The sequence below is a fragment of the Mesorhizobium sp. M0870 genome, assembly GCF_040319775.1.
Classification (GTDB): domain Bacteria; phylum Pseudomonadota; class Alphaproteobacteria; order Rhizobiales; family Rhizobiaceae; genus Mesorhizobium.
Genome location: NZ_JAMYOI010000017.1, coordinates 122,314 through 145,313 on the forward strand (window position 1 = coordinate 122,314; position 23,000 = coordinate 145,313).

The following is a 23,000-nucleotide window of genomic DNA, read 5'->3' on the forward strand; positions in this document are numbered from 1 at the left end:
CTCTGCTTAGCCCAGCACCACGTTGGCGGCGCTCTCGGGCAGATCCTCGCCAAAGGCGCGCTGGTAGAACTCGGCCACCACCGAGCGTTCCAGTTCATCGCACTTGTTGAGGAAGGTCAGCCGGAACGCCATGCCGATATTGCCGAATATCTCGGCATTCTCGGCCCAGGTGATCACGGTGCGCGGGCTCATCACGGTCGACAGATCGCCGTTGATGAAGGCCGAACGCGTCATGTCGGCGACGCGCACCATCTTGTTGACGATGTCCTTGCCCTTGCTGTCGCGATAGTGCTTGGCCTTGGCCAGCACGATGGCGACTTCGTTGTCGTGCGGCAAATAGTTCAGCGTGGTGACGATCGACCAGCGGTCCATCTGCGCCTGGTTGATCTGCTGGGTGCCGTGATAGAGGCCAGTGGTGTCGCCGAGGCCGACCGTGTTGGCGGTCGAGAACAACCGGAAGGCCGGATGCGGGCGGATGACCCGGCTCTGGTCGAGCAGCGTCAGCCGGCCCGACGATTCCAGCACGCGCTGGATGACGAACATCACATCCGGACGGCCGGCATCGTACTCGTCGAAGCACAGCGCGACATTGTGCTGGTAGGCCCAGGGCAGGATGCCGTCGCGGAATTCGGTGATCTGCAGGCCGTCCTTGACCACGATCGCGTCCTTGCCGACGAGATCGATACGGCTGACATGGCTGTCGAGGTTGACGCGCACGCAAGGCCAGTTGAGGCGAGCGGCGACCTGTTCGATATGGGTCGACTTGCCGGTGCCGTGATAGCCCGACACCATGACGCGGCGGTTGTAGGCAAAGCCCGCAAGGATCGCCATCGTCGTGTTCTTGTCGAAGAGGTAGTCCGGGTCGATGTCGGGCACATGCTCCGATGTCACCGAATAGGCCGGCACCACCATCTTGGACTCGAAGCCGAATTTCTCCTTCACCGACACCGTCGTGTCGGGCAGGTTGGCGATGTCACGATCGACCTTGTTCATATCTCTCAACGTCTCCACGGGCGAAACGTCTGATTTCGCCGGCAATCGATTTTGTCCGGGGGCGGTCTTAGAGCCTTTTCCAACCTTATGAAAGTTGGAAAACGACACGAACCGTATGGTCGCTCAGCACAGGCCCGCCTGTTTGAGCACGCGATAGGCCTGCAGCACGTCGCGGAACCGGTCTTCCGAACCTCTGTCGCCACCATTCGCATCCGGATGGTGCTGTTTCACCAGTTCCTTATAGCGCGCCTTGATCTCCTTGCCAGTCGCCTTTGTATCAAGGCCAAGCGTTTCCAGCGCCTTGGCCTCAAGCGGCTTGGCCTTGCGCTCGCGCGCCTCGCGCGGATCCTTCGGTCCCTTGAACAGGTCGAACGGGTCGCGCATGCGGTTATAGTAGCCGGCGCGGCCGGAACGCATCTGGGCCATATCGGGCGACGACCGCGTCGAGGCCCCGTTGGCGCCCATCTTCCAGGTCGGCCGGTGCCCGGTCATGGCTTCTTTCTGGAAGCGCGCGACCTCGGTGTCCGGCACGCCGGAAAAGTAGTTGAAGCCCTTGTTGTACTCGCGCACATGATCGAAGCAGAAGTGGAAATACTCGCCCTCCTTCATGCGCCCGACCGGCGCACGATGGGTGCCCGCTTCCTTGCAGCCGTCCCACTGGCAGATCGGCGAGTGCGACTTCAGCTCCGCGTCCTTGTCGGGGCGGACGCGAATCTTCTCGAAATATTTGGGGTACGGCTTCATCTTACCCATTTATGGGGCGTTCGCAGATGCGAAACAAGAATTGACATTTTCGCGATCATCGCCCTAACCGCTGAATCGCGGCATAAAGCAGGCGAATGGCGGATTTTGTTGCACGGCGGCGGCCCCTCGCGAAACCGATTTTCAGTTTCCAGGCCGAGACGCCAGCGATATTTGGTGAAGGGAGATGGCGATGTCCATACAGGCGACCATGGAAGACAAGCTCAATAAGGCATTTTCGCCGGACAGGCTGGTCATCATCAACGAGAGCCATCTCCATGCCGGTCACCACCATCACGGCTCCGACCACCACGGCACTTACGACGGCACCGGCGAGACGCATTTTCGCGTCCGCGTCGTCGCTTCCGCCTTTGCCGGCATGAGCCGCATCGACCGTCACCGCGCCGTCAATGAACTGCTTGCCGACGAATTGCAGGCCGGCGTGCACGCGCTGGCGATCGAACCGGCGGCTCCCGGCGAAAAGACCCGCTGGTAGCTCGGTTCCGCCTATCGTTTTTCGCCGCGCTCAGAGCACCGCTTCGATGAGGAACGGCCCACGCCGTGACAGCGCGCTGTCCAGCAGCGCCTCGAAGCGCTCGCACGTCTCGGCGCGGGCCGCCTCCACGCCCATGCCTTTGGCCAGCGACACCCAGTCGAGCGAGGGATAGTCGAGGTCGAGCATGCGCCTGGCGTTCTCGCCGATGGCGCCGACGCCGACATTCTTCATCTCGCCATGCAGGATCGCATAGGTTCGGTTGGAAAACACGATCGTCACCACGTCGAGCTTTTCCCGCGCCTGCGTCCACAATCCCTGCACCGTGTACATGCCGCTGCCGTCGGCTTCGAGATTGATCACCTTGCGGTCCGCACAGGCGATTGCAGCCCCGGTCGCCATCGGGATGCCGCCGCCGATCGAACCGCCCGTGCCCATCATGTAGTCGTGCGGCGCTGCAAAGGCCGACAGCGCGAAGAAACGCCTGGCCGAGGTGACCGCTTCATCGCAAATGATCGCATCGGCCGGCAGTTTGCGCGCCACCGACAGCGCGATCGCATCTTCCGTCAGCTTGCCGCTCGGCGTTGCCTCGTCGGGAAAAGCGGCCGCGACGACCTGTCGTTTCGGCGGCTTGATGCCAAGTTCGTCGCGAAGCGCCTCCAGCGCCGCATGCAGATCTTCGCCATGGGCGGCCAGTGTCAGCACCTCGCAGCCTTCCCGAACGAGCCGTCCCGGTTTTCCCGGATAGGCGAAGAAGGCAACCGGCTCCTTCGCGCCGACCAGGATCAGAACATCGACATCCCTGAGCACAGCCATCGCCGCGTCGACCGGATAGGGGATGCGGACCGGCGCGACACGCCCGCGCCCGCGTTGCATCCGTGCGATCAGAACCTCGCCGAACAGCCGGACGTCGCTGCCCGTCGAGATTTGCCCGGCGATGGCGAGCGCATCGGCGCGTGCGGCCTTTCCGCGAACGATCATGCCTGCCCGGCCCGGAGCGGCACGGATCGCCGCGGCGACCTTGCGCACGGCGTCCATATCGACGGCCGGCGCTGGCACCAGCTTCACCTTGCCGACCGAAACCGCGTCGACTTCGCCCCAGGCGGCATCCGCCGGCAGGATCATCGTCGCGACGCCGGGTGGTGTCAGCGAGGCGCGAAAGGCTGCTTCAGCTGCCGGCGCGATATCGGCCGGGCCCTTGACGCGGCCGACCCAGTTAGACATCGGCGCCGCAAGGCTTTCGATATCGCTGGTGAGCGGGGCATCGAGCGGCAGATGGTAAGAGGCGTGGTCGCCGACGATGTTGATCATCGGGCTGAAGGCACGCCGGGCATTGTGCATGTTGGCGAGACCGTTGGCCAGGCCGGGACCGGTATGCAGCAGCGTCGCGGCCGGCCGATCGGTCATCCGCGCATAGCCATCGGCGGCCCCGGTCACCACCCCCTCGAACAACCCGAGCACGCAACGCATTTTCGGCTTGCGGTCAAGTGCTGCAACGAAGTGCATTTCGGAGGTGCCGGGATTGGCGAAGCAGACTGTCACATCATTGGCCAGAAGCACGTCACACAGGACATCGGCGCCGTTCATGCAATTCCCTCCCGCTCACGATCGAAGAGCACTTGCACCCGGGCGCGCCCGCACAGCAATGTCCCGCCGCCACTTTTGATCTGATCCAGTGCCGTAAAGATCAGCCAACCGTCGATTTCAGGAATGCCAGCGCGGCCGCGGTCAGCGCGTCGCCATCCTCGCCGAAATCCCGATTGATCGACATATGCGTGTAGGCGCTGCCGTCGAACAGCGTAACCTTGGTGCCCGTCGCGCGCAGGCGCTCGGCAAAGGCCTTGGAGTCCTCGCCGCGGCCAGGGGCGCGCGAATAGGCAATGAAAGTCGGCGGGTGCCTGCGGCCGTCGACATGGCTGGCCGGCGACAGTGCCGCCCATTGCGCGGGATCGGAAAAGACGCGGGCATAGGCCCGCACCATGCCGCCCTTCTTGGCAAGTGCTGCAAGATCATAGGCCCTGGTATCGTCGAGAATGAGCGCAGCTATGCCGGGCAACCCGCCGCGCATGCCGGTCAGCGCAATCAGATGGCAGCCGGCCGAATGGCCCATGCCGACGATGCGGTTGGGATCGCCGCCATGTCGGGCGATGTTGGCCCTGATGTAGGCGTAGGCCTTTTCGACGTCACCGGCCTGGGTGGCGACATCGGCCTGCGGCAACATGCGGTAATCGATGGAGACGAAGCAGAAGCCGTTGGCGAGCAGGAAGGCCGGTTTGGCGTCGACCTGACTGCGTTTGCCAAACTGCCAGGTGCCGCCATGAACGAAAAACACGACCGGCAGGCCCATTGCACCATCGGGCGCATAGATGTCGAGCTTGGCCGGCCCGTAGTCTAAGGTTTTTGGCGTGGGTCGGCGTGTTTCCGACGCGGCCGATGCTTCCAACGGCAGCATCGCCGCCACCGAGGCCATCATCAGGCTTCGTCGATCGATCATCACTGTCTCCTGACGAGGCAAGACTGCACGCGGCGGCCCCAGCCGTCCAGTCAGGGATTCGCCACACACCCGCTACCCGCGCTGAATACCGCTCCGCACCGAGCGCCTTGATCCCGGAGTGGCCTCAAATCCTTATGATCGTAGCCACCTCTTCACATGAAGGGAACAAACGGTACCCCCCGACAGTTGAATGCGAGGTGAGCCGAATGGAAGCCACAGCGGCTCCGAGGGCAAAAGCATCATGCGAGAGAACCAGTCTGACGTCTTCGATCTGTTTTCGGAAATTTACACCAACGCGGCGCAGGAAGAGATCAGCATCCAGCAGTATCTCCTTGCCTGCCGCGAGGACAAGTCGATGTATGCCTCGGCGCCTGAACGGATGGTCGAAGCGATCGGCGAGCCGAACCTGGTCGACACCAGCAAGGATGAGCGGCTCGGCCGCATTTTCTCCAACCGGACCCTGAAAGTGTACCCCTCCTTTGCCGATTTTTATGGCATGGAGGACACAATCGAGCGCATCGCCGGCTATTTTCGCTATGCGTCGCAGGGGCTCGAGGAGCGCAAGCAAATCCTCTATTTGCTCGGCCCCGTGGGCGGCGGCAAATCGTCCCTTGCCGAGCGGCTGAAGAAGTTGATGGAGCAGCGCCCGATCTACACGCTGAAGGTCGGCAACCAGGTCAGCCCGGTTTTCGAATCGCCGCTGGGCCTTTTCCATCCCGATCGCATGGGCGACCTGCTGGAGGATAAATACGGCATTGCCCGACGCCGGTTGAATGGGCTCATTTCGCCATGGGCGGCCAAGCGCCTCGATGAACTCTCCGGCGACATTTCCAAGTTCAGCGTCGTCAAGCTGATGCCTTCGCGACTGCGCCAGATCGGCATCGCCAAGACCGAGCCCGGCGACGAGAACAATCAGGACGTTTCGGCCCTGGTTGGCAAGGTAGATATCCGGCAATTGGAAAATTTCAGCCAATCCGATCCGGACGCCTATTCCTATAGTGGCGGACTGAACCGGACCACCCAGGGCCTGCTTGAATTCGTCGAAATGTTCAAGGCGCCTATCAAGGTCCTGCATCCGCTGCTGACCGCCACCCAGGAAGGCAGCTACAACGGCACCGAAAATTTCGGCGCCTTTCCCTATCAGGGGATCATCGTGGCTCATTCCAACGAGTCGGAATGGCTGCAGTTCAAGAACAACAAGAACAATGAGGCTTTTCTCGATCGCATCCTCGTGGTCAAGGTGCCGTATTGCCTGCGGATAACCGAAGAGCGGCAGATCTACGAGAAACTGCTGCGGGAGAGCGAATTGGCCGCCAGTCCCTGCGCTCCAGAGGTGCTGGACATCCTCAGCCGGTTTACCGTCTCGACCCGCTTGGCCGAGCACGACAATTCGCCGCTCTACACCAAGATGCGCGCCTATGATGGCGAGAACCTCAAGGAAGTCGACCCCAAGGCCAAGTCGGTTCAGGAATATCGGGACGCCGCGGGCGTCGACGAGGGCATGGCCGGCGTCAGCACGCGCTTTGCCTTCAAGATCCTGTCGCAGACCTTCAACTATGACACCGAAGAGGTGGCCGCCGACCCCGTGCATCTCATGTACATCCTGGAGGAGGCAATCAAGCGCGAACAGTTTCCGAAGGAGACGGAAGCCGCCTATCTGGAGTTCATCAAGTCCGAGCTGGCCGCGCGGTATGCCGAATTCATCGGCCATGAGATTCAGAAAGCCTATCTGGAATCGTACAGCGAGTACGGCCAGAACCTTTTCGACCGCTACATCGCCTACGCCGACGCCTGGATCGAAGACCAGGACTACAAGGATCCTGACACCGGCCAGATCCTGAACCGCGAGGTTTTGGACAACGAGCTTTCACAGGTCGAAAAACCGGCCGGCATCGCCAATCCCAAGGACTTCCGCAACGAGGTGGTGAAATTCACGCTGCGCGCCCGTGCAAGAAACCATGGCCGCAACCCGGCGTGGACAAGTTACGAAAAGCTGCGGGAAGTCATCGAGAAACGCATGTTCGGCCAGGTCGAGGACCTCCTGCCGGTGATCAGTTTCGGCTCCAAGCAGGACAGCGTCACGGAAAAGCGGCACAATGAATTCGTGCAGCGGATGGTCGAGCGCGGCTACACCGAGCGGCAGGTTCGTCGCCTTGTGGACTGGTACATGCGGGTGAACAGGGCGGGTTAGAGAACCCGGATGGTTCCATGCCGATCTTCATCGACCGCCGCCTGAACCCGAAAGACAAGAGTCTCGGCAATCGCCAGCGCTTCCTCCGACGCGCGCGCGAGGAATTGAAGCGGAGCATACGCGACCAGATCCGCACCGGCAGGATTGCCGACGCGGATTCCGAGCACGCCGTGCGCATGCCCGAAAGAGGCACAAGCGAGCCGAGCTTCAACAACGCCGGCGACACCGGCAGGCGTCAGCACATCTTGCCGGGCAACAGGCATTTCTCCGCCGGAGACCTGATCCCCAAGCCCGGCGGAGGCGGCGGGGGAGCATCGTCCCCGGGAAACAAGGCATCAGAGGACGACTTTCGTTTCGTACTGTCGCGCGAGGAAGTGCTCGATCTGTTCTTCGAGGATCTCGAGCTCCCGGACATGGTCAAGCTCAACCTCAAGGAGATCCTTGCCTTCAAGCCGCGCAGAGCCGGCTTCGCCGCCACCGGTTCGCCGACCAACATCAATGTCGGCCGCACGATGCGCAACAGCCACGGCCGCCGCATTGCGCTGAGGCGCCCCAAGCAGGTCGAACTGGATGTCCTCCTCGAGGAAATCGCCTCGCTCGAGTCGGCGCCATCCAGCGTCGACGCGCGCCAGCGTATCGCGGCATTGCGCGAAGAGCTTGACCGGCTGGAACGACGCCGCCGCCGGATTGCCTATGTCGATCCGGTCGACATCCGCTTCAACCGCTTCGATTCCCGGCCGGTGCCGAACGCCAATGCCGTCATGTTCTGTCTGATGGACGTGTCCGGGTCCATGGGCGAGCGCGAGAAGGATCTGGCCAAGCGTTTCTTCGTGCTGCTGCACCTGTTCTTGAAACGACGCTACGACCGCATCGAGATTGTCTTCATCCGCCACACGCACCTGGCTCAGGAGGTCGACGAGGAGACATTTTTCTACAACACCCAAAGCGGCGGCACCGTCGTTTCCACCGCGCTGGAGGAAATGCACCGTATTATCGCCAGCCGCTACCCGGCCCACGACTGGAACATCTATGCCGCCCAGGCCTCGGACGGCGACAATTTCGCCGGCGATTCAGAGCGATGCATTTCGCTGCTCAACGGCGAACTCATGCGGCTGTGCCAATATTTTGCCTATGTCGAGATCATCGACGAGCGTGAAGCCCATATTTTCGGCTCGACCGAAAACGGGACGTCGCTGTGGCGTGCCTATAACGCCATCGACCAGAAGTGGCCGAACTTCCAGATGAGCCGCATCGCCACACCCGCCGATATCTACCCGGTCTTTCGCCAGCTCTTCGGCAGGCAGCCGGCCTCCCTCAAGAGAGCGTGAGGGTTCCCGATGGCCAGACAAGCGAGCAAATCCAGTCTGCTTTTCTCAGGGTCAGACTGGGATTTCAAAACATTGTCGCGGGCCTATGACGCGATCGAGGCACTTGCGGTCGAAGAGCTTCATCTGGACACCTATCCCGTTCAGATGGAGATCATCTCGTCGCAACAAATGCTCGACGCCTATTCGTCCATCGGCATGCCATTGATGTACCGTCACTGGTCTTTCGGCAAACATTTCCTCCACCAGGATCTGCTCTATCGCAAAGGCGGGCGAGGGCTTGCCTATGAACTGGTCATCAATTCCAATCCCTGCATCGTCTATCTGATGGAGGAAAACACCATGGCCCTGCAGGCCTTGGTGACGGCCCATGCAGCGCTCGGGCACAATCATTTCTTCAAGAACAATCAGCTGTTCAAACAGTGGACGGATGCGGGTGCGATCCTCGGCTACCTGGACTTCGCCAAGGGCTACATAGTCCGTTGCGAGGAGCGGCACGGCCTCGCCGCCGTCGAGGCTGTTCTCGATTCCGCTCACGCGCTGATGGATCAGGGCGTGTTTCGCTATCACCGGCCGCCGAGGCTGTCGTCGGAACGGCAACGCGAAGGAATTCGCGAGCGTCTCGAATACGAGGAGCGCTCCTACAACGACTTGTGGCGTACGCTGCCGCCTTCCCAGCAAGCGACCAACGAAAAGGGCCAGGACCCGGAGCGGAAGAAATCGCTAAACCTTCCTGAGGAAAACCTGCTCTATTTCCTGGAAAAGAACAGCCCGGTCCTGGAGCCCTGGCAGCGTGAGATCATCAGGATCGTCCGCGTCATCGCGCAATATTTTTACCCGCAACGGCAAACACAGGTGATGAACGAGGGCTGTGCCACTTTCGTGCACTATACGCTGATGAACATGCTGTTCGACCGCGGCCAGATCAGCGAAGGCGCCATGCTCGAAATCCTGCGCAATCATTCCAACGTGATCTTCCAGCCGGCCTTCGACGATCCGCGCTTTTCAGGCATCAACCCCTATGCTCTCGGCCTCGACATGATGCAGGACATTCAGCGCATCTCGACCAAACCCACGGCCGAGGACCGCGATTGGTTTCCCGACATCGCCGGCCAGGGCAACTGGCGCGAGGTCCTGCTTGACGCATGGGCCGATCATCGCGACGAATCCTTCATCCGCCAGTACCTCAGTCCGGCCTTGATCCGGAAATGGCGGTTTTTTGTGCTCGGCGACGCTGCCGACCAACCTCATTGTCAGGTCACCTCGATCCACGACGAGCGCGGCTACCGCAAGATACGCGACGCGCTCGCCAACAGTTACGATCTCGGCGCGAACCGGCCGGACATTCAGGTGGTGGATGTCGATCTGCTCGGCGACCGCCATTTGCGGCTGCAGCACAAGGTCAATGACGGCATCCTTCTCGAGGATGCCAGCCGCGACGCCACGCTTCGTCACATTCGCAGGCTTTGGGGCTATGAAGTCAGCTTGGCGGCCATAGATGCCGAGACCGGCGCGACGATCCACGAACGCTCGACCAGCCAGATCGCCGGATGACGTGCCCCGGCCTCCCTGCGCGTATCAGGTGTCGCCGGCTGGCCTGATCCTCAGCCTTGCGATCCGGTTCTTGTCGCGTTTCATGACGACGAAGCGCTTGCCGTGGAACGTAAAAGCCTGCTTCTCCTCGGGGATCGATTGCGTCTCGTGGATGACGAGGCCGGCAATGGTGGTGGCCTCCTCATCCGGCAGGTTCCAGTCGAGAGCCCGGTTGAGGTCACGGATGGGCACCGTACCGTCGACGACGACGGAGCCGTCGGCCTCCTGCTTGACGCCCTGTATGTCGACATCATGCTCGTCGGCGATCTCGCCGACGATCTCCTCGATAATGTCCTCCAGCGTCACCAGCCCTTCGACCTCGCCATATTCGTCGACCACGACGGCGAAATGCGCCTTGCGGCGAAGGAAGGCGTTGAGCTGTTCCTGCAAGGTCGTGGTGTCGGGCACGAACCAGGGTTTCGAGGCGATCTTCATCACGTCGATCCGGGAGAAATCGTTGCCGACTTCGTTCAAGGCGCGCAGCAGATCCTTTGCATGCAGCACGCCGACGATGTTGTCGAGCGAGCCTTTCCACAGCGGCATGCGGGTGTGCGGGCTTTGCAAAATCTCGCGCACCACCGCTTCCGGCGCATTGTCCGCATTGACCGAGCGCATGTTGGTGCGGTGGACCATGACGTCGGAGACTTCCAGCTCGGCGAGATCGAACAGCCCGCCGACGCGGTCGCGATCCTCGCGCACCACCTGGCCGTCGCGGCGGAAATCGTCGACCGCACCGCGCAATTCGTCCTGGCTGGAACGCTGCGGCTCGATGCGCGAAAGCTCGTATCCGAGCATGGCAAGCAGGCGCGTGCGCACGGCAACGAGCAGCACGATGAGGATGGCAAGGACGGCGACGACGATCCAGCCGGGCTCGTTGGTCATCTCGGCCGCATCTTCTGCTGGTCAGGATGGCTTTCTGTCAGAAACGACAGCACTTCCGATGCCGGAACATCTTTGGCAATGAAAGCCCGGCCGATGCCGCGCGTCAGGATGAAGGTCAGCGCGCCGCGTGACACCTTCTTGTCCTGGGTGATGAAGGCAAGCAGAGCCTCGGCGTCAGGCAATTCGCCCGGGATGTCGGCTATCCGCCAAGGCAGGCCGACGGCGCGCAGATGCGACTCGACGCGCGCGGCATCGTCGGGGCTGGCCAGATTGAGCCGTGACGAGAACCGGTAGGCCAGCGCCATGCCGATTGCGACGCCTTCGCCATGGACGAGGCGGCTTCCGTCATATTGGGTGGCGGCTTCCAGCGCGTGGCCGAATGTGTGGCCGAGATTGAGCAACGCGCGGTCGCCGGTCTCGAATTCGTCGCGCGCAACCACATCGGCCTTGGCGCGGCAGGCTTCGGCAATAGCCTGCGCCCTCTCCGGCCCGCCGGCAAAAACCTGGACCCAATTCTTTTCCAGCCAGGCGAAAAATTCCGGCCGGTCAATGAGCCCGTATTTGGCGAGTTCGGCATAGCCGGCGCGGAATTCCCTGATCGGCAGCGTGTCGAGCACTCCGGTGTCGGCCAGCACCAGTTTCGGCTGATGGAAGACGCCGACGAGGTTCTTGCCGCGTGGGCTGTTGATGCCGGTCTTCCCGCCGACCGAGGAATCGACCTGCGCCAGCAGCGAGGTCGGGATCTGCACGAAATTCATGCCGCGCCGCACGATGCCGGCGGCAAAGCCGGCAAGGTCGCCAATAACGCCGCCGCCGAAGGCGATGACGATGTCGCCGCGCTCCAGTTTCGCAGCCAGCACACCGTCGACCACCTCTTCGAGATGAGCAAAACTCTTGGTCTTCTCGCCGGGCGGCAGCGTGATGATGGCGGGCTGGATGCCACCCGTGTCGAGCCCGGCCTTGAGCGCATCGAGATGCGCTGCCGCGACATTGGCATCGGTGATGACCGCGGCGCGTGTGCCCGGCAGGCGGCCCGATATCTCGGCGCCCGCGCGGGCCAACAGCCCCGAGCCGATCAGAATGTCATAGGTCCGATCGCCAAGGCCGACTTCGACGACAACGGGTGCATCGATGCTCACGATTCCACCTCGCCCGCGGCCGTCGTCTCATCGATGCCGAAATGCCGGCACAGCGCGTCCACCACCTCGGTCGCGATGACTTCCTTGCGGTCGTCGCGGGTCGGCACGGTGACGTCCGATGTCGCGTAGACCGGATAGCGCTCGCCCATCAGCCGCTCCAGCACGGCGCGCGGATCGGCACTTTTCAACAATGGCCGGTTCTGCTTCTTGGAGACGCGGTCCATCAGAAGATCGAGCTCGGCCTTCAGCCATACCGACACGCCCTGCGCTGCAATCGCCTCGCGCGTCTGCGCATTCATGAAGGCGCCGCCGCCGGTCGACAGCACCTGCGGGCCGTTTTCCAGCACGCGCAGGATGACGCGCTGCTCCAGCGCCCGGAATTCGGTCTCGCCATAGCGCTCGAACAGCTCCGGAACGGTCATGCGCGAGACGCTTTCGATCTCCTGGTCGCTGTCGATGAAGGGCAGCGCCAGCATCGTTGCCACCTTGCGGCCGATCGCCGTCTTGCCAGCGCCCATCAGTCCGACGAAGACGACGGAACGGCTGCCCAGCCGGCCAAGCAACGCGGCGTGGGTCTCGTCTGGAGGATTTGCTGGCAGCGCGTTCATTGGATTGTTCGAAGGCCCTCTTTGCCGGCGTATCGACATGAAAAGCCCGTTTGCGTCAAGCGTGGCAAGTGCCTTGAACCCGATATGGACCGGCAGGGTCTGCATGAGAAGTTGCTAACAGGCCCCAGCTTCTTCCTTGAATTGGCCGGATTGGCGTCCCATAAGGGGACAGGGTTTGGAAACGCAGAACAAGAAGACGGGCGAAAATTGATGCCGACACTGTTTCGCTTTGTCGTGGTAACAGCGATTCTGGCTGGCATTGCCTATGGTACGATGTTCGCCCTGGTGATGTTCGTCGAGCCAAAGAAGGGGGAAATGAGCGTGCGCATCCCTCCGGAAAAGCTGAACCCCAAGAAAAGCTGAACCCGAAGAAAATTGAATGAACAGCGCCGCCCGCATCGAAGCCTTTCTGGAAATGATGAGCGCCGAGCGGGGCGCGGCCGAAAACACGCTTTCCTCCTACCGCCGCGACCTCGAGGACGCTTCTGGCGCGATCGATGGCGGGCTGGCCGGTGCCGCCGCCGCCGATATCCGCGCCTATCTCGACGACATTGCCGCCCGCGGCTTTGCAGCCACCTCGCAGGCGCGCAAACTGTCGGCGATCCGCCAGTTCTTCAAATTCCTCTACGCCGAAGGCCTGCGCGGCGATGACCCGACCGGCACGCTGGACAGTCCGAGAAAGGGCCGCCCGCTGCCCAAGACGATGAGCGAGGCCGACACCGGCCGGCTGATCGACCGTGCGGCGCTTGAGGCCGGCGGTGTCTCGTCGGGCGATGGGGACAGTCTGGCGTCACTGCGCCTGCATGCGCTGGTCGAGGTGCTTTACGCCACCGGCCTGCGCGTTTCGGAGCTGGTCGGCCTGCCGGTGACGGTGGCGCAGCGCGACGACCGTTTCTTCATGGTGCGCGGCAAGGGCGACAAGGAGCGCATGGTGCCGCTCTCCGCCAAGGCGCGCACGGCGATGAAGACCTGGCTTGCCGCCCGCGCCAGGGTGCCCGCCTTTGCCGACAGTCCGTTCCTGTTTCCGGCCGCCTCCGACAGCGGCTATCTCTCGCGCCAGGTCTTCGCGCGTGACCTGAAGGGGCTGGCGGCAAGGGCCGGCATCGCCTCGGCGAAGATCTCGCCGCATGTACTGCGCCATGCTTTCGCCAGCCATCTCCTGCAGAACGGCGCCGATCTCAGGGTCGTGCAGCAATTGCTTGGCCATGCCGACATATCGACGACACAGATTTACACCCATGTGCTGGAAGAGCGGCTGGTGCGGCTGGTCAACGATCATCATCCGCTTGCCGACTAGGCCTCATATCGCTATGTGAGGACGACATTTCACCGCCCGGAGCCTTGGATTCAAGGGTTCCGTCAGCCATTGCCTTCCGACGTATCGGTCCGCTCACGCATGTACAACTACCTCGATTTCGAAAAGCCGGTGCAGGACCTCGAGGGCAAGATCCTCGAGCTGAAGAAGCTTGCCGAGAACGGCGAGGCGGTCGATGTCGGCGACGAGATCAGCCGTCTCGAGAAGCGCTCCCGCGACGCGCTGCGCGACGCCTACAAGGCGCTGACGCCGTGGCAGAAGGTGCAGGTGGCGCGCCATCCCGACAGGCCGCATTGCGTCGACTATATCAAGGGCCTGTTCACCGATTTCACGCCGCTGGCCGGCGACCGCAATTTCGGTGAGGACCAGGCGATCGTCGGCGGTTTCGCCCGTTTCCGCGGCGAACCCATTGCCATCATCGGCCAGGAAAAAGGTTCCGACACAGCCAGCCGCCTGAAGCACAATTTCGGATCGGTTCGCCCGGAGGGCTACCGCAAGGCGGTACGGCTGATGGAACTGGCCGACCGCTTCAAGATCCCGCTGCTGACGCTGGTCGACACGGCTGGCGCCTATCCCGGTGTCAACGCTGAAGAGCGCGGCCAGGCGGAGGCTATCGCCCGTTCAACCTCGACCTGCCTCGGCCTGAAAGTACCGTCGATCTCGGTGGTTATCGGCGAAGGTGGTTCGGGCGGAGCCATTGCCATCGCCACCGCCAACCGCGTCTACATGCTCGAACACGCCATCTATTCGGTGATTTCGCCGGAAGGCGCCGCCTCTATCCTGTGGCGCGACACGACGCGATCGAAGGATGCGGCAACCAACATGAAGATCACCGCGCAGGACCTTCTGGAGCTGAAGATCATCGACGCCATTATCCCCGAGCCGCTCGGCGGCGCGCATCGCGGCGCCGAAACCGTGATCGGCGCGACCGGAGACCTCATCGCCAGGACGATGAAGGACTTTGCCGGCGCCAACACCGATTTCCGCGAGCAGCGCCGCGAAAAATACCTGGCCATGGGCCGCAGTCTCTGACCGCATGCAGCCTTGGCGGCCACAATGTGGCGGAGCGGAGCATTTTTGCCACAAAAATGCCGCTGCATTCGGCTCAATGAGACTGCCGCAGGGGGATGCGTCGGCACTTGCGGTAAGGAATTTGTTAGGGTTAACGGGCTTAGGGTCCGTCGATGCGCAGTGCAGCAGCCGGGGCAGGAAACGTCCTGGCGCCAGAGAAAAGACGATATCCGCAGCCATGTTTATCAAGCTTGCCCGCACCGGAATCCTGATCGCCGCCCTCGGCGTTGCCGGCTGCAACAATTCGTCGATGAAGGATTTCGCGCCGGAGGCCAACAAGCCGCTGCCCGACAAGATCCTCGCCGACATGAGAGCCAAGGGCATGGTCCGCACCTCGTCGGTGATGGCTCGTATCTTCAAGGAAGAAGGCAAGCTCGAGATCTGGAAGGCCAAGACCAACGGCCGCTACGACATGGTCGCCAGCTACGACATCTGCAAATGGTCGGGCAAGCTCGGGCCGAAATACACAGAAGGCGACCGCCAGGCGCCGGAAGGCTTCTACACGGTGCGCCCGGCGCAGATGAATCCGCGCTCGAACTACCATTTGTCCTTCAACATCGGCTATCCCAACGCCTATGACCGCGCCAATGGCCGTACCGGCTCCAATTTGATGGTGCACGGCGCCTGTTCGTCGTCGGGCTGCTATTCGATGACCGATGCGCAGATCGAGCAGATCTATGCCTTCGGCCGCGATGCTTTCCAGGGCGGCCAGACCGAGTTCCAGATCCAGGCGTTTCCGTTCCGCATGACTGCCGCCAACATGGCGCGCTACCGCAACGACCCCAATTACGACTTCTGGAAGATGCTGAAGGTCGGCTACGACAATTTCGAGATCACCAAGGTGCCGCCGAAGGTCGATGTCTGCGAGAAGCGTTATGTCTTCAACCAGGTTGCCGCCGACGGTCAGACATTCGACCCGACCGGCGCTTGCCCGGCGACGACGCAGCCTGATTCGCTGAAGAGCGCCTACAATTCCTACATGAGCACCTACGACGCGGCATTCAGCGGCGCGGTCAAGGCCAGCGTGCCGGCGCCCAAGCCGACCATCGCCGGTATCAAGGAAGCCAGCATCGTCTCCGACTGGTCCAAGCGCCGCGCACGCGGCGAACGCGTGCCGATCGATCCGCCGTCGCTCAACAATGACGGCTCGGTCACCGAGACGGCACGCATGGGCCGCATCGATTCGCCCGCTGGCCGCAAGATGGCGGCCCTCGACGCCGAAAAGGCGGCCAAGCAGAAGGCCGAGGAGCAGAGGCTGGCCGCCATAGAGGCGGCCAAGCAAGCCAAGGAAGCCGCCAAGGCTCAGGCTCTGGCCGAAAAGGAGGCCGAAAAGGCCGCCAAGGAAGCCCCTGTCGCCACCGCGACCATCGCGGCCCCTTCGGAAGCGGCACCGATGGCTGAGACGCAAGCGGCGAGTGCCGACGAGAGCCGCGTGACGAAGCTGAAGAACAAGCTGCTCGGCATGTTCGGCGGTTGATTTCGCCCGTGGATGATCGCGCCGCTATTTATGACCTCAAGGGGCTGAACTGCCCCTTGCCCGTGCTCAAGGCCAAGAAGCGCTTGGCCGGGATGCAACCGGGCAGCCGGCTGTGGCTCGAAACCACGGACCCGCTCGCCGTCATCGACATTCCGGCATTCTGTTCGGAGAGCGGCCACCAGTTGATTGAAACGGCGGCGGTCTCCGGCGGCCATCGCTTTCTGATCGAGCGCGGCGAACAGCAATCGTAGAGTTCAACGCCCGGCAATCGCCAGCGGGTTGTTTTCCAGCGCGGCGCGGTCGGGCGTGTCGATCGACGGCCGGTTGGTGAAGGCGGCGAACAGCCTGCGAATATAATCTTCGGGCATATCGAGCGTGATCAGCACCAGCCGCGTGCCGCGTTGGCCATCCGGCCAGGACGGCAATTGCACCGGCGGATGCAGAATCTTCTGCACGCCATGGATCACCAGCGGTCGCAACGGGTCCTCCTGCAACTCGATAACGCCTTTCATGCGCAGCAGGCGCTCGCCATGGGTCGAGCGCAGCAGGTCGAGGAACATCTCGATCGCCGAAAACGGCACCGGGCCGTCATGCACCAGCGAATAGGAACGCACGCGCTGATCGTGGCGATGACCGTAGTCATGGCCATGTGCATGATCATGCCCATCATGATGGTGGTGGTCGTGATCGCGCGCCGCTTCCTCGCCCAGCCAGCGCCGCACATCGGCGGATTTGGTTGCCGGGTTGTAAAGGCCGCAGTCGAACAGCGCCGCCACGCCTGTCTCCGTGTCGCCGGCATCGAGCAGTTCGGCGCCCGGATTGATCTGCCGCAGGCGCGCCCGAAGCATTTCCAACTCATTGGGATCGGCGACCAGATCGGCTTTGCTGAGCACGATGCGATCGGCGACGGCAGCCTGCTTCACCGCCTCGACATGGGCGTCGAGCGTGGCGTTGCCGTTGACGGCATCGACCAGAGTGATGACGCCGTCGAGCCGGAAGGCCTGGATCAGCGCCGGATGCGCCATGATCGACTGCAGCACCGGCGCCGGGTCGGCAAGGCCGGTGGTTTCGACGATGACGCGGGCCAGACGGGCGATGCGGCCGGTCTGCAGCCGGTCGACCAGATCGGCCAGCGTGTCGACCAGTTCGCCGCGCACCGTGCAGCACAGGCAGCCGTCCGACAGCTGGATGATGCCGTCGGAAGACTGCTCAACCAGCAGATGGTCGATCGCCACCTCGCCGAACTCGTTGATGATCACCGCCGTATCGGCCAGCGCCGGATCCTTGAGCAGCCGGTTGAGCAGCGTCGTCTTGCCGGCGCCGAGGAAACCGGTCAGCACCGAGACGGGGATCGGGAAGCCGCTCGCCATTGGCTAGTTCGCGACCTTGGCCGGCTGGTCGCCCTGTGCGGCGGAGCCGGCAATCTTCGGACCGGTGCCGGCCGGTGCCGGCCTGTCGGGCCGCCAGCTCGGGATCGGCACATCGGCATATTCCTGGCCGCCCTGGTCGAGGATGGCCTTCGGCGCCGGACCGGTGGCGCCGCCAAGGCCGACGGCAATCAGCGTCGGTACATGGTCGAGCTTTTCCTGATAGGGCGATTTCGGCACGTTCTTGGCGGCAACCGGCGGCGCCTCGGACTGCTCCGCAGGCGCCTTCTTCTTGCAGACCTCGTCCTGCATGTCGTTGGGCGAGACAGTGTCGCCATAGGGCGCCAGCGTGGTGACGGTGGCCGAGCCGGCGGCCGGCGCGTCAAAACCTTGATCGAGCAATCTCGCGGCGGTCTCGGCACGTGTGACGGCCGATTTCTCGCCAAGCACCACCGCGACCAGCGTGCGCCCGTTGCGGGTCGCCGAACCGATCATGTTGAAGCCGGAAGGGCAGACAAAGCCGGTCTTCATGCCATCGGCGCCGGGATAGCGGCCGATCAAGAGATTGTAGTTGGGGATCGCCTTCTTGCCGACGGCAAGACCCTCGATCGAGAACCACGGCGCATATTGCGGAAATTCGCGGCGGATCGCCATCACCAGCACGGCGAGGTCGCGCGCCGTCGTGTACTGATCCGGCGAAAAAAGCCCATTCGGATTGACGAAATGCGTGCCGTTCATGCCGAGCCGGGTCGCCTCGGCGTTCATCCGGTCGGCAAAGGCCGCCTGCGAACCGCCGACATTTTCGCCCACCGCCATGGCGATGTCGTTGGCCGATTTGACCAGCATCATCTTCAGTGCGTTGTCGAGCCGCATCACCGAGCCCGGCTTGAAGCCCATCTTGCTTGGCGGCTCCCCGGCGGAGTGCTTGGTCACCTTGATCGGCGAATCAAGCTGAACCTCGCCGGCGGCGATCGCCCGAAAGGTGACATAAGCGGTCATCAGCTTGCTCAGCGACGCCGGATACCAGCGCTTGAACGCGTCCTGATGTTGCAGGATCTTGCCGCTGCCGAGGTCGAACACGACCACCGGATTGGCCAGCGCCGGCCCGGCCAGGACCGACAGCGCGATTGTGCCAGCCGAGAATAGTTTGAGGAAATGCCTGTACCGCATGATCAAATCCGAAATCGCCTCTTGCCGTAGTCGCCCCTGGCTCCGTAAGATTTCGTTACGCGATCGCCAGCATATGGTCCGACCCTCAAAAACCGGACCCATTGTTGCGGTGCTATTTACTCTATGTGACGCCAAGATGGCAAAGTGCCTGGCGATCACAATTGCAAGGCAGCGGCCAACGCCGCTGTCCCAACAGCGAGATGGAACCATCATGCCAATCCTGAACCGTGCCGCCGAAATGCAGGACGAAGTTGCCGGCTGGCGCCAGCATCTGCACCAGACGCCAGAACTGAACTTCGACGTCTTCAAGACCGCCGCCTTCGTCACCGAGAAGCTGAAGGCTTTCGGCTGTGACGATGTGGTCACCGGGCTCGGCAAGACCGGCGTCGTCGGCGTCATCCGCGGCCGCCAGGGCGAAGGCCCGACCATCGGCCTGCGCGCCGACATGGACGCGCTGCCGCTCAACGAGATATCGGGCAAGCCCTACGCCTCGACCATCCCCGGCAAGATGCATGCCTGCGGCCATGACGGCCACACGGCAATGCTGCTGGGCGCGGCCAAATATCTCGCCGAGACGCGCAACTTCACCGGCTCCGTGGCGGTGATCTTCCAGCCGGCCGAAGAGGGCGGCGGCGGCGGCAACGAGATGGTCAAGGACGGCATGATGGAGCGTTTCGACATCTCCAGGGTGTTCGGCATGCACAACATGCCGGGCCTGCCTGTCGGGCAGTTCGCCATTCGCCCGGGTCCGATCATGGCGGCGACCGCCGAGTTCACCATCACCGTGCGCGGCAAGGGCGGCCACGCGGCGATGCCGCACGGCACGATCGACCCGATCGTCATCACCAGCCAACTGGTCGGCGCCTTGCAGACGATCGCCTCGCGCAGCACCGATCCGGTCGAGGCCGTGGTCGTGTCGGTGACCAAGTTCCACGCCGGTGACGCCTACAACATCATCCCCGAAACCGCTGAAATAGCCGGCACCGTGCGCACCTTGCGCAAGGAGATCGCCAAGAAGTCCGAAGAGCGCATCCGCAGCATCTGCGACGGGCTGGCGACCGCGTTCGGGGCAAAGATCGAGGTCGACTACCAGGCAAATTACCCCGTGACCTTCAACCACGCGGAAGAGACGGTGTTTGCCGGTGATGTCGCGATGAGTGTCGCCGGCGACGCCCATGTCCACCGCGGCATCCAGCCCGTGATGGGCGGCGAGGATTTCTCCTACATGCTCGAAGCCCGCCCCGGCGCCTTCATCTTCATCGGCAATGGCGACACCGCCGGTCTCCACAACCCGGCCTACGACTTCAACGACGAGGTCATCCCGCACGGCATGAGCTACTGGGTGAAACTGGCGGAAACCGCGCTGGCCGCCTGACGACGGCAGCGCAAAGTCGGCCGAATTGCCTTCGGCCGGCCTCTTGGCGAAACGATCCGAAGCGGCTATGTGTCTGGCCGCGTGGTCCCGTAGCTCAGTAGGATAGAGCGGCAGATTCCTAATCTGTAGGTCACAGGTTCGATTCCTGTCGGGATCACCACGCTTTTCAAAGACTTGGTGAGCCGCCATACTTCTTTGCGAATTGGCCGCTGGAGCGGATGAAACCATCACGCCCTCCTTCTTGCATTTGACAAGAGTCGGGCTTCGGATGTGAAGGGGAACCCTCGCCTGCGCTGGCATTTCGGCATTCGTCTGTTGCATTGGCTCACCGTGATCGCGCTCGCGGCGCAAATCGCCATTGCCTTTGGGCCGATGGACGGGCCGGGTATGGCGACGATGAACTGGCTTCCGCTTCACATGTCGATCGGCGTGACGATCCTTGCCGTCATCGTCCTCAGACTTTGCTGGCGCATCTTTACCCGCGCCCCTGTCAGGCAAGCCTCAGAGCCCATGCGGTTTGCGACGGCTTTCTTCCATATGTTTCTCTACGTTGCGATTCTCGCCGTCCTGATAACGGGATGGCTGGGCTACCGACCAATGCCTTTCATGCCTCCCGCGCGGCTTTTCGGAAACTTGCCTGTGCCGTTGGCGCCGTCCGTCAGCGCGCTTTCGGCAAGGGGATTCGCACTCATCCATGCAAAGCTGGTCTGGGTATTGCTTGGACTTGCCGGTGTTCACATCCTGGCTGCCCTGGTGCATTTCGTGCTGCTGCGCGATGGCGTCATGCGAAGCATGTTCTTCAGCCGGTCGAACACCGCATCGCGGGAATAGAAAATGCCGCTTGCGGATGAGGACGGCTGCTCATGCCGCCTAGCCTACGCGACAAGAGCGACGAACACGCCAAGGTTCAGGCGTGCCGCGCCTGCTCCGGGATGCGGCAGTGATACGGTCCTGCCGTGACAGCAACCGCACCGTTTTCCGCACGCGGGGTCGCCGATCCGCCTCAGCCAACCCTGACGACAAAATGCTTCGTCACCGGCTCGATGATCTTCCAGGTTCCCTTGAAATCGGCTTCCACCACGAAGGCGTCGCCGGGGCCGACTTCGACCGGCGTACCGCCGTCCGGCGTGATGATGATGCGGCCGGCGATCATGTGCACGAACTCGTAGTCGGTATAGGTGGCGTGATAGGTGCCGGGCGTCGCGCGCCAGGTGCCCGACAACACCTTGCCGTCCTCGGTCGTGTGCTGGACGGCGGTTTGCATGGTCGGCTTGCCCTCGACCACGATCCAGCCAGCTAGGTCGCCGGCGTCCGCGTGTTCGACGGTGCCGAATTTGAGGATTGTCTCGCGTGTCATGTGCTGGGCTCCGTTTGGTGGATTGCGTGGCGTTGTTTGCCTGGCCGGTCAGATAACCGATGCACCTGCCGCGAGCAATGCCGGCGCCATACGGCGCAGGGCAAGGAACTTGGGTTAACGAGTTCCCTCGGCGCCTTTCGCCGGCAGGTTGGCTGACGGTGCATCAAACAAAAACCCGCCGTGCGGCGGGTCACTGGCGCAAATCAGCACCATGGGCAAAAATGTACCATAGCTGAGGTCACCGAGTCAAGAAAAAATTCCTATCGTAAAAACTGGCGGCGCAAAAGCTGCCAGCACTGGCTGCCACGAGGCCTCTGTTAATCTGAGTTCGGAACCCTGCCCTGCGGCGCACGCCGCGTCCTTCGACTCTCGACGGGCGGGTCAGGGTTTGTGGCGCGCCGAGACGAGTTCCGCCTTGCGCCTTGCCGTCTCCATTCCCAGACCGATGAAAGCACGCGCGTGCTTGGCCAGCGCCATGTTGTCCGTCCAGAGATTGCGCCAGATCGCGGTCTTCTTCGACAGGTTCTCATCGACGATTTCCGAAGAGAAGGATTCGAAGCTGAGGTCGTCGCTGTAGCCGATGGCCGTCAGCGCATCGAAGATCGCGGCGAAATCGATATTGCCGGTGCCGAGGAAACCGCGATGGCTCTCGCCGATATGGACATAGCCGATCTTATCGGCGGCATGACGGATGGCCAGCCCGACATCGGCCTCCTCGATGTTCATGTGGAAGGTGTCGAGATGCAGGAAGATGTTGTCCGAGCCGGTGTCCTCGATGAAGGCCAGCCCTTGCGCGGCGGTGTTGAGCAGATTGCTTTCGAAGCGGTTGACGATCTCGAGGTTGAGCGTGACGCCGGCCGCCTTGGCTGTCTCGGCAACCTTGGCCAGCGTGCCGGCACTGCGCTGCCATTGATCGCGCGTCGGCGCCTCGACCTGCAATCCGTGGCTGGTGGAGAGAATGCCGGCGACCTTCCGGCCGCCGAGATCGCGCGTCAGCGCGATGGTGTCGTTGAGGATTTCGACGCCGCGCGCGGCAATCGCCTTGTCGGCGCTCGAAATGTCGCCATCAACAGGCAATCCGATGCTGATCGCCACGCCGAGGCCAAGATCGGCGATGCGCCTGGCAAGCCCGCCGATGTCGACATTGGCGGGGTCGAGATAGGAGAATTCGATGAGGTCGAAGCCGGCCTCCCTGGTGTTGGTCAGCGTGCGCTCGAGATCTGCCTGAGCCGAGCTCGCCGACCAGACGAAAGAATGGATTCCAATACGCGACATCATCGTCTCCGGTGCTGACAAGAGGTGGGGGCGGGGGGGACCCGCCCCCCCGCGCCCGAGGGATATAATCAACTCAACCCCCCCCCCACGACAAACGATAGCAGAGCACGGGGGGAGGGATGGAAAAAAAAAGG

The 23,000-nt window shown here is 62.6% G+C and carries 22 protein-coding genes and 1 tRNA gene; 12 read left to right on the forward strand and 11 right to left on the reverse strand.

Going from position 1 to position 23,000, the window contains the following annotated elements; translation table 11 throughout:
- Positions 1-6 precede the first annotated feature (6 nt).
- Together cobS and NKH97_RS21035 are read right to left on the reverse strand one after the other, a co-directional pair.
- Entirely contained in the window at positions 7-993 is a 987-nt protein-coding gene (gene cobS, locus NKH97_RS21030) for a cobaltochelatase subunit CobS (protein ID WP_023811073.1), read from the reverse strand.
- Between the two features lie 123 nt (positions 994-1,116).
- The gene (locus NKH97_RS21035) at positions 1,117-1,746 is read right to left on the reverse strand and encodes a J domain-containing protein (RefSeq protein ID WP_032909134.1); all 630 of its coding nucleotides are present in this window, start codon (positions 1,744-1,746) and stop codon (positions 1,117-1,119) included.
- 181 nt (positions 1,747-1,927) lie between these two features.
- Between NKH97_RS21035 and NKH97_RS21040 the strand changes: the two genes are divergently transcribed.
- Positions 1,928-2,230: a BolA family protein gene (locus tag NKH97_RS21040; protein WP_027038090.1), complete on the forward strand. Its 303-nt coding sequence runs from the start codon at positions 1,928-1,930 to the stop codon at positions 2,228-2,230.
- Between the two features lie 30 nt (positions 2,231-2,260).
- Here NKH97_RS21040 and NKH97_RS21045 read toward each other — a convergent pair whose 3' ends face one another.
- Positions 2,261-3,814, reverse strand: coding sequence for an acetolactate synthase large subunit (locus tag NKH97_RS21045; protein WP_352798709.1), 1,554 nt, complete (start codon positions 3,812-3,814; stop codon positions 2,261-2,263).
- Between the two features lie 100 nt (positions 3,815-3,914).
- A complete protein-coding gene (locus NKH97_RS21050) occupies positions 3,915-4,721 on the reverse strand; it encodes an alpha/beta hydrolase (RefSeq protein WP_352798710.1) in 807 nt (268 codons plus the stop codon).
- Positions 4,722-4,962: 241 nt separating this feature from the next.
- Between NKH97_RS21050 and NKH97_RS21055 the strand changes: the two genes are divergently transcribed.
- Genes NKH97_RS21055 through NKH97_RS21065 form a run of 3 tightly spaced genes read left to right on the forward strand, consistent with a single transcriptional unit; the run spans position 4,963 to position 9,791 of the window.
- The gene (locus NKH97_RS21055; RefSeq protein WP_013529362.1) at positions 4,963-6,912 is read left to right on the forward strand and encodes a PrkA family serine protein kinase; all 1,950 of its coding nucleotides are present in this window, start codon (positions 4,963-4,965) and stop codon (positions 6,910-6,912) included.
- A 17-nt stretch (positions 6,913-6,929) separates the two neighbouring features.
- Positions 6,930-8,240 (forward strand): YeaH/YhbH family protein, encoded by a 1,311-nt coding sequence (locus tag NKH97_RS21060; RefSeq protein ID WP_352441756.1) that lies wholly within the window; start codon positions 6,930-6,932, stop codon positions 8,238-8,240.
- A gap of 9 nt (positions 8,241-8,249) precedes the next feature.
- Positions 8,250-9,791: a SpoVR family protein gene (locus tag NKH97_RS21065; protein ID WP_352798711.1), complete on the forward strand. Its 1,542-nt coding sequence runs from the start codon at positions 8,250-8,252 to the stop codon at positions 9,789-9,791.
- 24 nt (positions 9,792-9,815) lie between these two features.
- On the opposite strand, the gene NKH97_RS21070 is transcribed toward NKH97_RS21065, so the two are convergent.
- From NKH97_RS21070 to NKH97_RS21080, 3 genes are read right to left on the reverse strand one after another with little or no spacing between them, the layout of a single operon-like run.
- A complete protein-coding gene (locus NKH97_RS21070) occupies positions 9,816-10,712 on the reverse strand; it encodes an HlyC/CorC family transporter (protein WP_352798712.1) in 897 nt (298 codons plus the stop codon).
- Positions 10,709-11,851 (reverse strand): 3-dehydroquinate synthase, encoded by a 1,143-nt coding sequence (gene aroB / locus NKH97_RS21075; RefSeq protein ID WP_352798713.1) that lies wholly within the window; start codon positions 11,849-11,851, stop codon positions 10,709-10,711. Before aroB ends, NKH97_RS21070 begins: the two co-directional genes overlap by 4 nt.
- The gene (locus NKH97_RS21080; RefSeq protein WP_023811065.1) at positions 11,848-12,459 is read right to left on the reverse strand and encodes a shikimate kinase; all 612 of its coding nucleotides are present in this window, start codon (positions 12,457-12,459) and stop codon (positions 11,848-11,850) included. Before NKH97_RS21080 ends, aroB begins: the two co-directional genes overlap by 4 nt.
- 210 nt (positions 12,460-12,669) lie before the next feature.
- Here NKH97_RS21080 and NKH97_RS21085 point away from each other — a divergent pair, with 210 nt between their 5' ends.
- The 5 genes from NKH97_RS21085 (at position 12,670) to NKH97_RS21105 (ending at position 16,573) form a co-directional block, all read left to right on the forward strand.
- On the forward strand, positions 12,670-12,822 hold the full coding sequence (locus NKH97_RS21085) for a hypothetical protein (protein ID WP_013529356.1): 153 nt from the start codon (positions 12,670-12,672) through the stop codon (positions 12,820-12,822).
- Positions 12,823-12,838: 16 nt separating this feature from the next.
- Positions 12,839-13,756 (forward strand): site-specific tyrosine recombinase XerD, encoded by a 918-nt coding sequence (locus NKH97_RS21090; RefSeq protein ID WP_352723211.1) that lies wholly within the window; start codon positions 12,839-12,841, stop codon positions 13,754-13,756.
- 99 nt (positions 13,757-13,855) lie between these two features.
- Positions 13,856-14,806, forward strand: coding sequence for an acetyl-CoA carboxylase carboxyltransferase subunit alpha (locus NKH97_RS21095; protein ID WP_023811063.1), 951 nt, complete (start codon positions 13,856-13,858; stop codon positions 14,804-14,806).
- A 217-nt stretch (positions 14,807-15,023) separates the two neighbouring features.
- Positions 15,024-16,322 carry a L,D-transpeptidase family protein gene (locus NKH97_RS21100; protein WP_127295953.1) on the forward strand — a complete coding sequence of 433 codons (1,299 nt, stop codon included), beginning with the start codon at positions 15,024-15,026 and terminating at the stop codon, positions 16,320-16,322.
- Positions 16,323-16,330: 8 nt separating this feature from the next.
- A complete protein-coding gene (locus NKH97_RS21105; protein WP_023811061.1) occupies positions 16,331-16,573 on the forward strand; it encodes a sulfurtransferase TusA family protein in 243 nt (80 codons plus the stop codon).
- A gap of 3 nt (positions 16,574-16,576) precedes the next feature.
- Here the strand turns inward: NKH97_RS21105 and NKH97_RS21110 are convergent, their stop codons facing one another.
- Both NKH97_RS21110 and NKH97_RS21115 read right to left on the reverse strand, forming a co-directional pair.
- Entirely contained in the window at positions 16,577-17,692 is a 1,116-nt protein-coding gene (locus NKH97_RS21110; RefSeq protein WP_352798714.1) for a CobW family GTP-binding protein, read from the reverse strand.
- Positions 17,693-17,695: 3 nt separating this feature from the next.
- Positions 17,696-18,859, reverse strand: coding sequence for a D-alanyl-D-alanine carboxypeptidase family protein (locus NKH97_RS21115; RefSeq protein WP_352723214.1), 1,164 nt, complete (start codon positions 18,857-18,859; stop codon positions 17,696-17,698).
- A 211-nt stretch (positions 18,860-19,070) separates the two neighbouring features.
- Between NKH97_RS21115 and NKH97_RS21120 the strand changes: the two genes are divergently transcribed.
- From NKH97_RS21120 to NKH97_RS21130, 3 genes are all read left to right on the forward strand, one after another.
- Entirely contained in the window at positions 19,071-20,234 is a 1,164-nt protein-coding gene (locus NKH97_RS21120) for a M20 aminoacylase family protein (protein WP_352723216.1), read from the forward strand.
- A gap of 83 nt (positions 20,235-20,317) precedes the next feature.
- Positions 20,318-20,394: transfer RNA gene (locus NKH97_RS21125), tRNA-Arg, on the forward strand.
- 110 nt (positions 20,395-20,504) lie between these two features.
- Positions 20,505-21,065, forward strand: a complete 561-nt coding sequence (locus NKH97_RS21130; RefSeq protein ID WP_352798715.1) for a cytochrome b — start codon at positions 20,505-20,507, stop codon at positions 21,063-21,065.
- Between the two features lie 172 nt (positions 21,066-21,237).
- On the opposite strand, the gene NKH97_RS21135 is transcribed toward NKH97_RS21130, so the two are convergent.
- A complete protein-coding gene (locus tag NKH97_RS21135) occupies positions 21,238-21,591 on the reverse strand; it encodes a cupin domain-containing protein (protein WP_127266678.1) in 354 nt (117 codons plus the stop codon).
- A gap of 381 nt (positions 21,592-21,972) precedes the next feature.
- The gene (locus NKH97_RS21140; protein WP_023811055.1) at positions 21,973-22,866 is read right to left on the reverse strand and encodes a sugar phosphate isomerase/epimerase family protein; all 894 of its coding nucleotides are present in this window, start codon (positions 22,864-22,866) and stop codon (positions 21,973-21,975) included.
- Positions 22,867-23,000: the final 134 nt, after the last annotated feature.

Coding starts and splice junctions, on each gene's coding strand:
- cobS (WP_023811073.1), bottom strand. CDS start 993: ATGAACAAGGTCGATCGTGACATCGCCAACCTGCCCGACACGACGGTG.
- NKH97_RS21035 (WP_032909134.1), bottom strand. CDS start 1,746: ATGGGTAAGATGAAGCCGTACCCCAAATATTTCGAGAAGATTCGCGTC.
- NKH97_RS21040 (WP_027038090.1), top strand. CDS start 1,928: ATGTCCATACAGGCGACCATGGAAGACAAGCTCAATAAGGCATTTTCG.
- NKH97_RS21045 (WP_352798709.1), bottom strand. CDS start 3,814: ATGAACGGCGCCGATGTCCTGTGTGACGTGCTTCTGGCCAATGATGTG.
- NKH97_RS21050 (WP_352798710.1), bottom strand. CDS start 4,721: ATGATCGATCGACGAAGCCTGATGATGGCCTCGGTGGCGGCGATGCTG.
- NKH97_RS21055 (WP_013529362.1), top strand. CDS start 4,963: ATGCGAGAGAACCAGTCTGACGTCTTCGATCTGTTTTCGGAAATTTAC.
- NKH97_RS21060 (WP_352441756.1), top strand. CDS start 6,930: ATGCCGATCTTCATCGACCGCCGCCTGAACCCGAAAGACAAGAGTCTC.
- NKH97_RS21065 (WP_352798711.1), top strand. CDS start 8,250: ATGGCCAGACAAGCGAGCAAATCCAGTCTGCTTTTCTCAGGGTCAGAC.
- NKH97_RS21070 (WP_352798712.1), bottom strand. CDS start 10,712: ATGACCAACGAGCCCGGCTGGATCGTCGTCGCCGTCCTTGCCATCCTC.
- NKH97_RS21080 (WP_023811065.1), bottom strand. CDS start 12,459: ATGAACGCGCTGCCAGCAAATCCTCCAGACGAGACCCACGCCGCGTTG.
- NKH97_RS21085 (WP_013529356.1), top strand. CDS start 12,670: ATGCCGACACTGTTTCGCTTTGTCGTGGTAACAGCGATTCTGGCTGGC.
- NKH97_RS21090 (WP_352723211.1), top strand. CDS start 12,839: ATGAACAGCGCCGCCCGCATCGAAGCCTTTCTGGAAATGATGAGCGCC.
- NKH97_RS21095 (WP_023811063.1), top strand. CDS start 13,856: ATGTACAACTACCTCGATTTCGAAAAGCCGGTGCAGGACCTCGAGGGC.
- NKH97_RS21100 (WP_127295953.1), top strand. CDS start 15,024: ATGTTTATCAAGCTTGCCCGCACCGGAATCCTGATCGCCGCCCTCGGC.
- NKH97_RS21110 (WP_352798714.1), bottom strand. CDS start 17,692: ATGGCGAGCGGCTTCCCGATCCCCGTCTCGGTGCTGACCGGTTTCCTC.
- NKH97_RS21115 (WP_352723214.1), bottom strand. CDS start 18,859: ATGCGGTACAGGCATTTCCTCAAACTATTCTCGGCTGGCACAATCGCG.
- NKH97_RS21120 (WP_352723216.1), top strand. CDS start 19,071: ATGCCAATCCTGAACCGTGCCGCCGAAATGCAGGACGAAGTTGCCGGC.
- NKH97_RS21135 (WP_127266678.1), bottom strand. CDS start 21,591: ATGACACGCGAGACAATCCTCAAATTCGGCACCGTCGAACACGCGGAC.
- NKH97_RS21140 (WP_023811055.1), bottom strand. CDS start 22,866: ATGTCGCGTATTGGAATCCATTCTTTCGTCTGGTCGGCGAGCTCGGCT.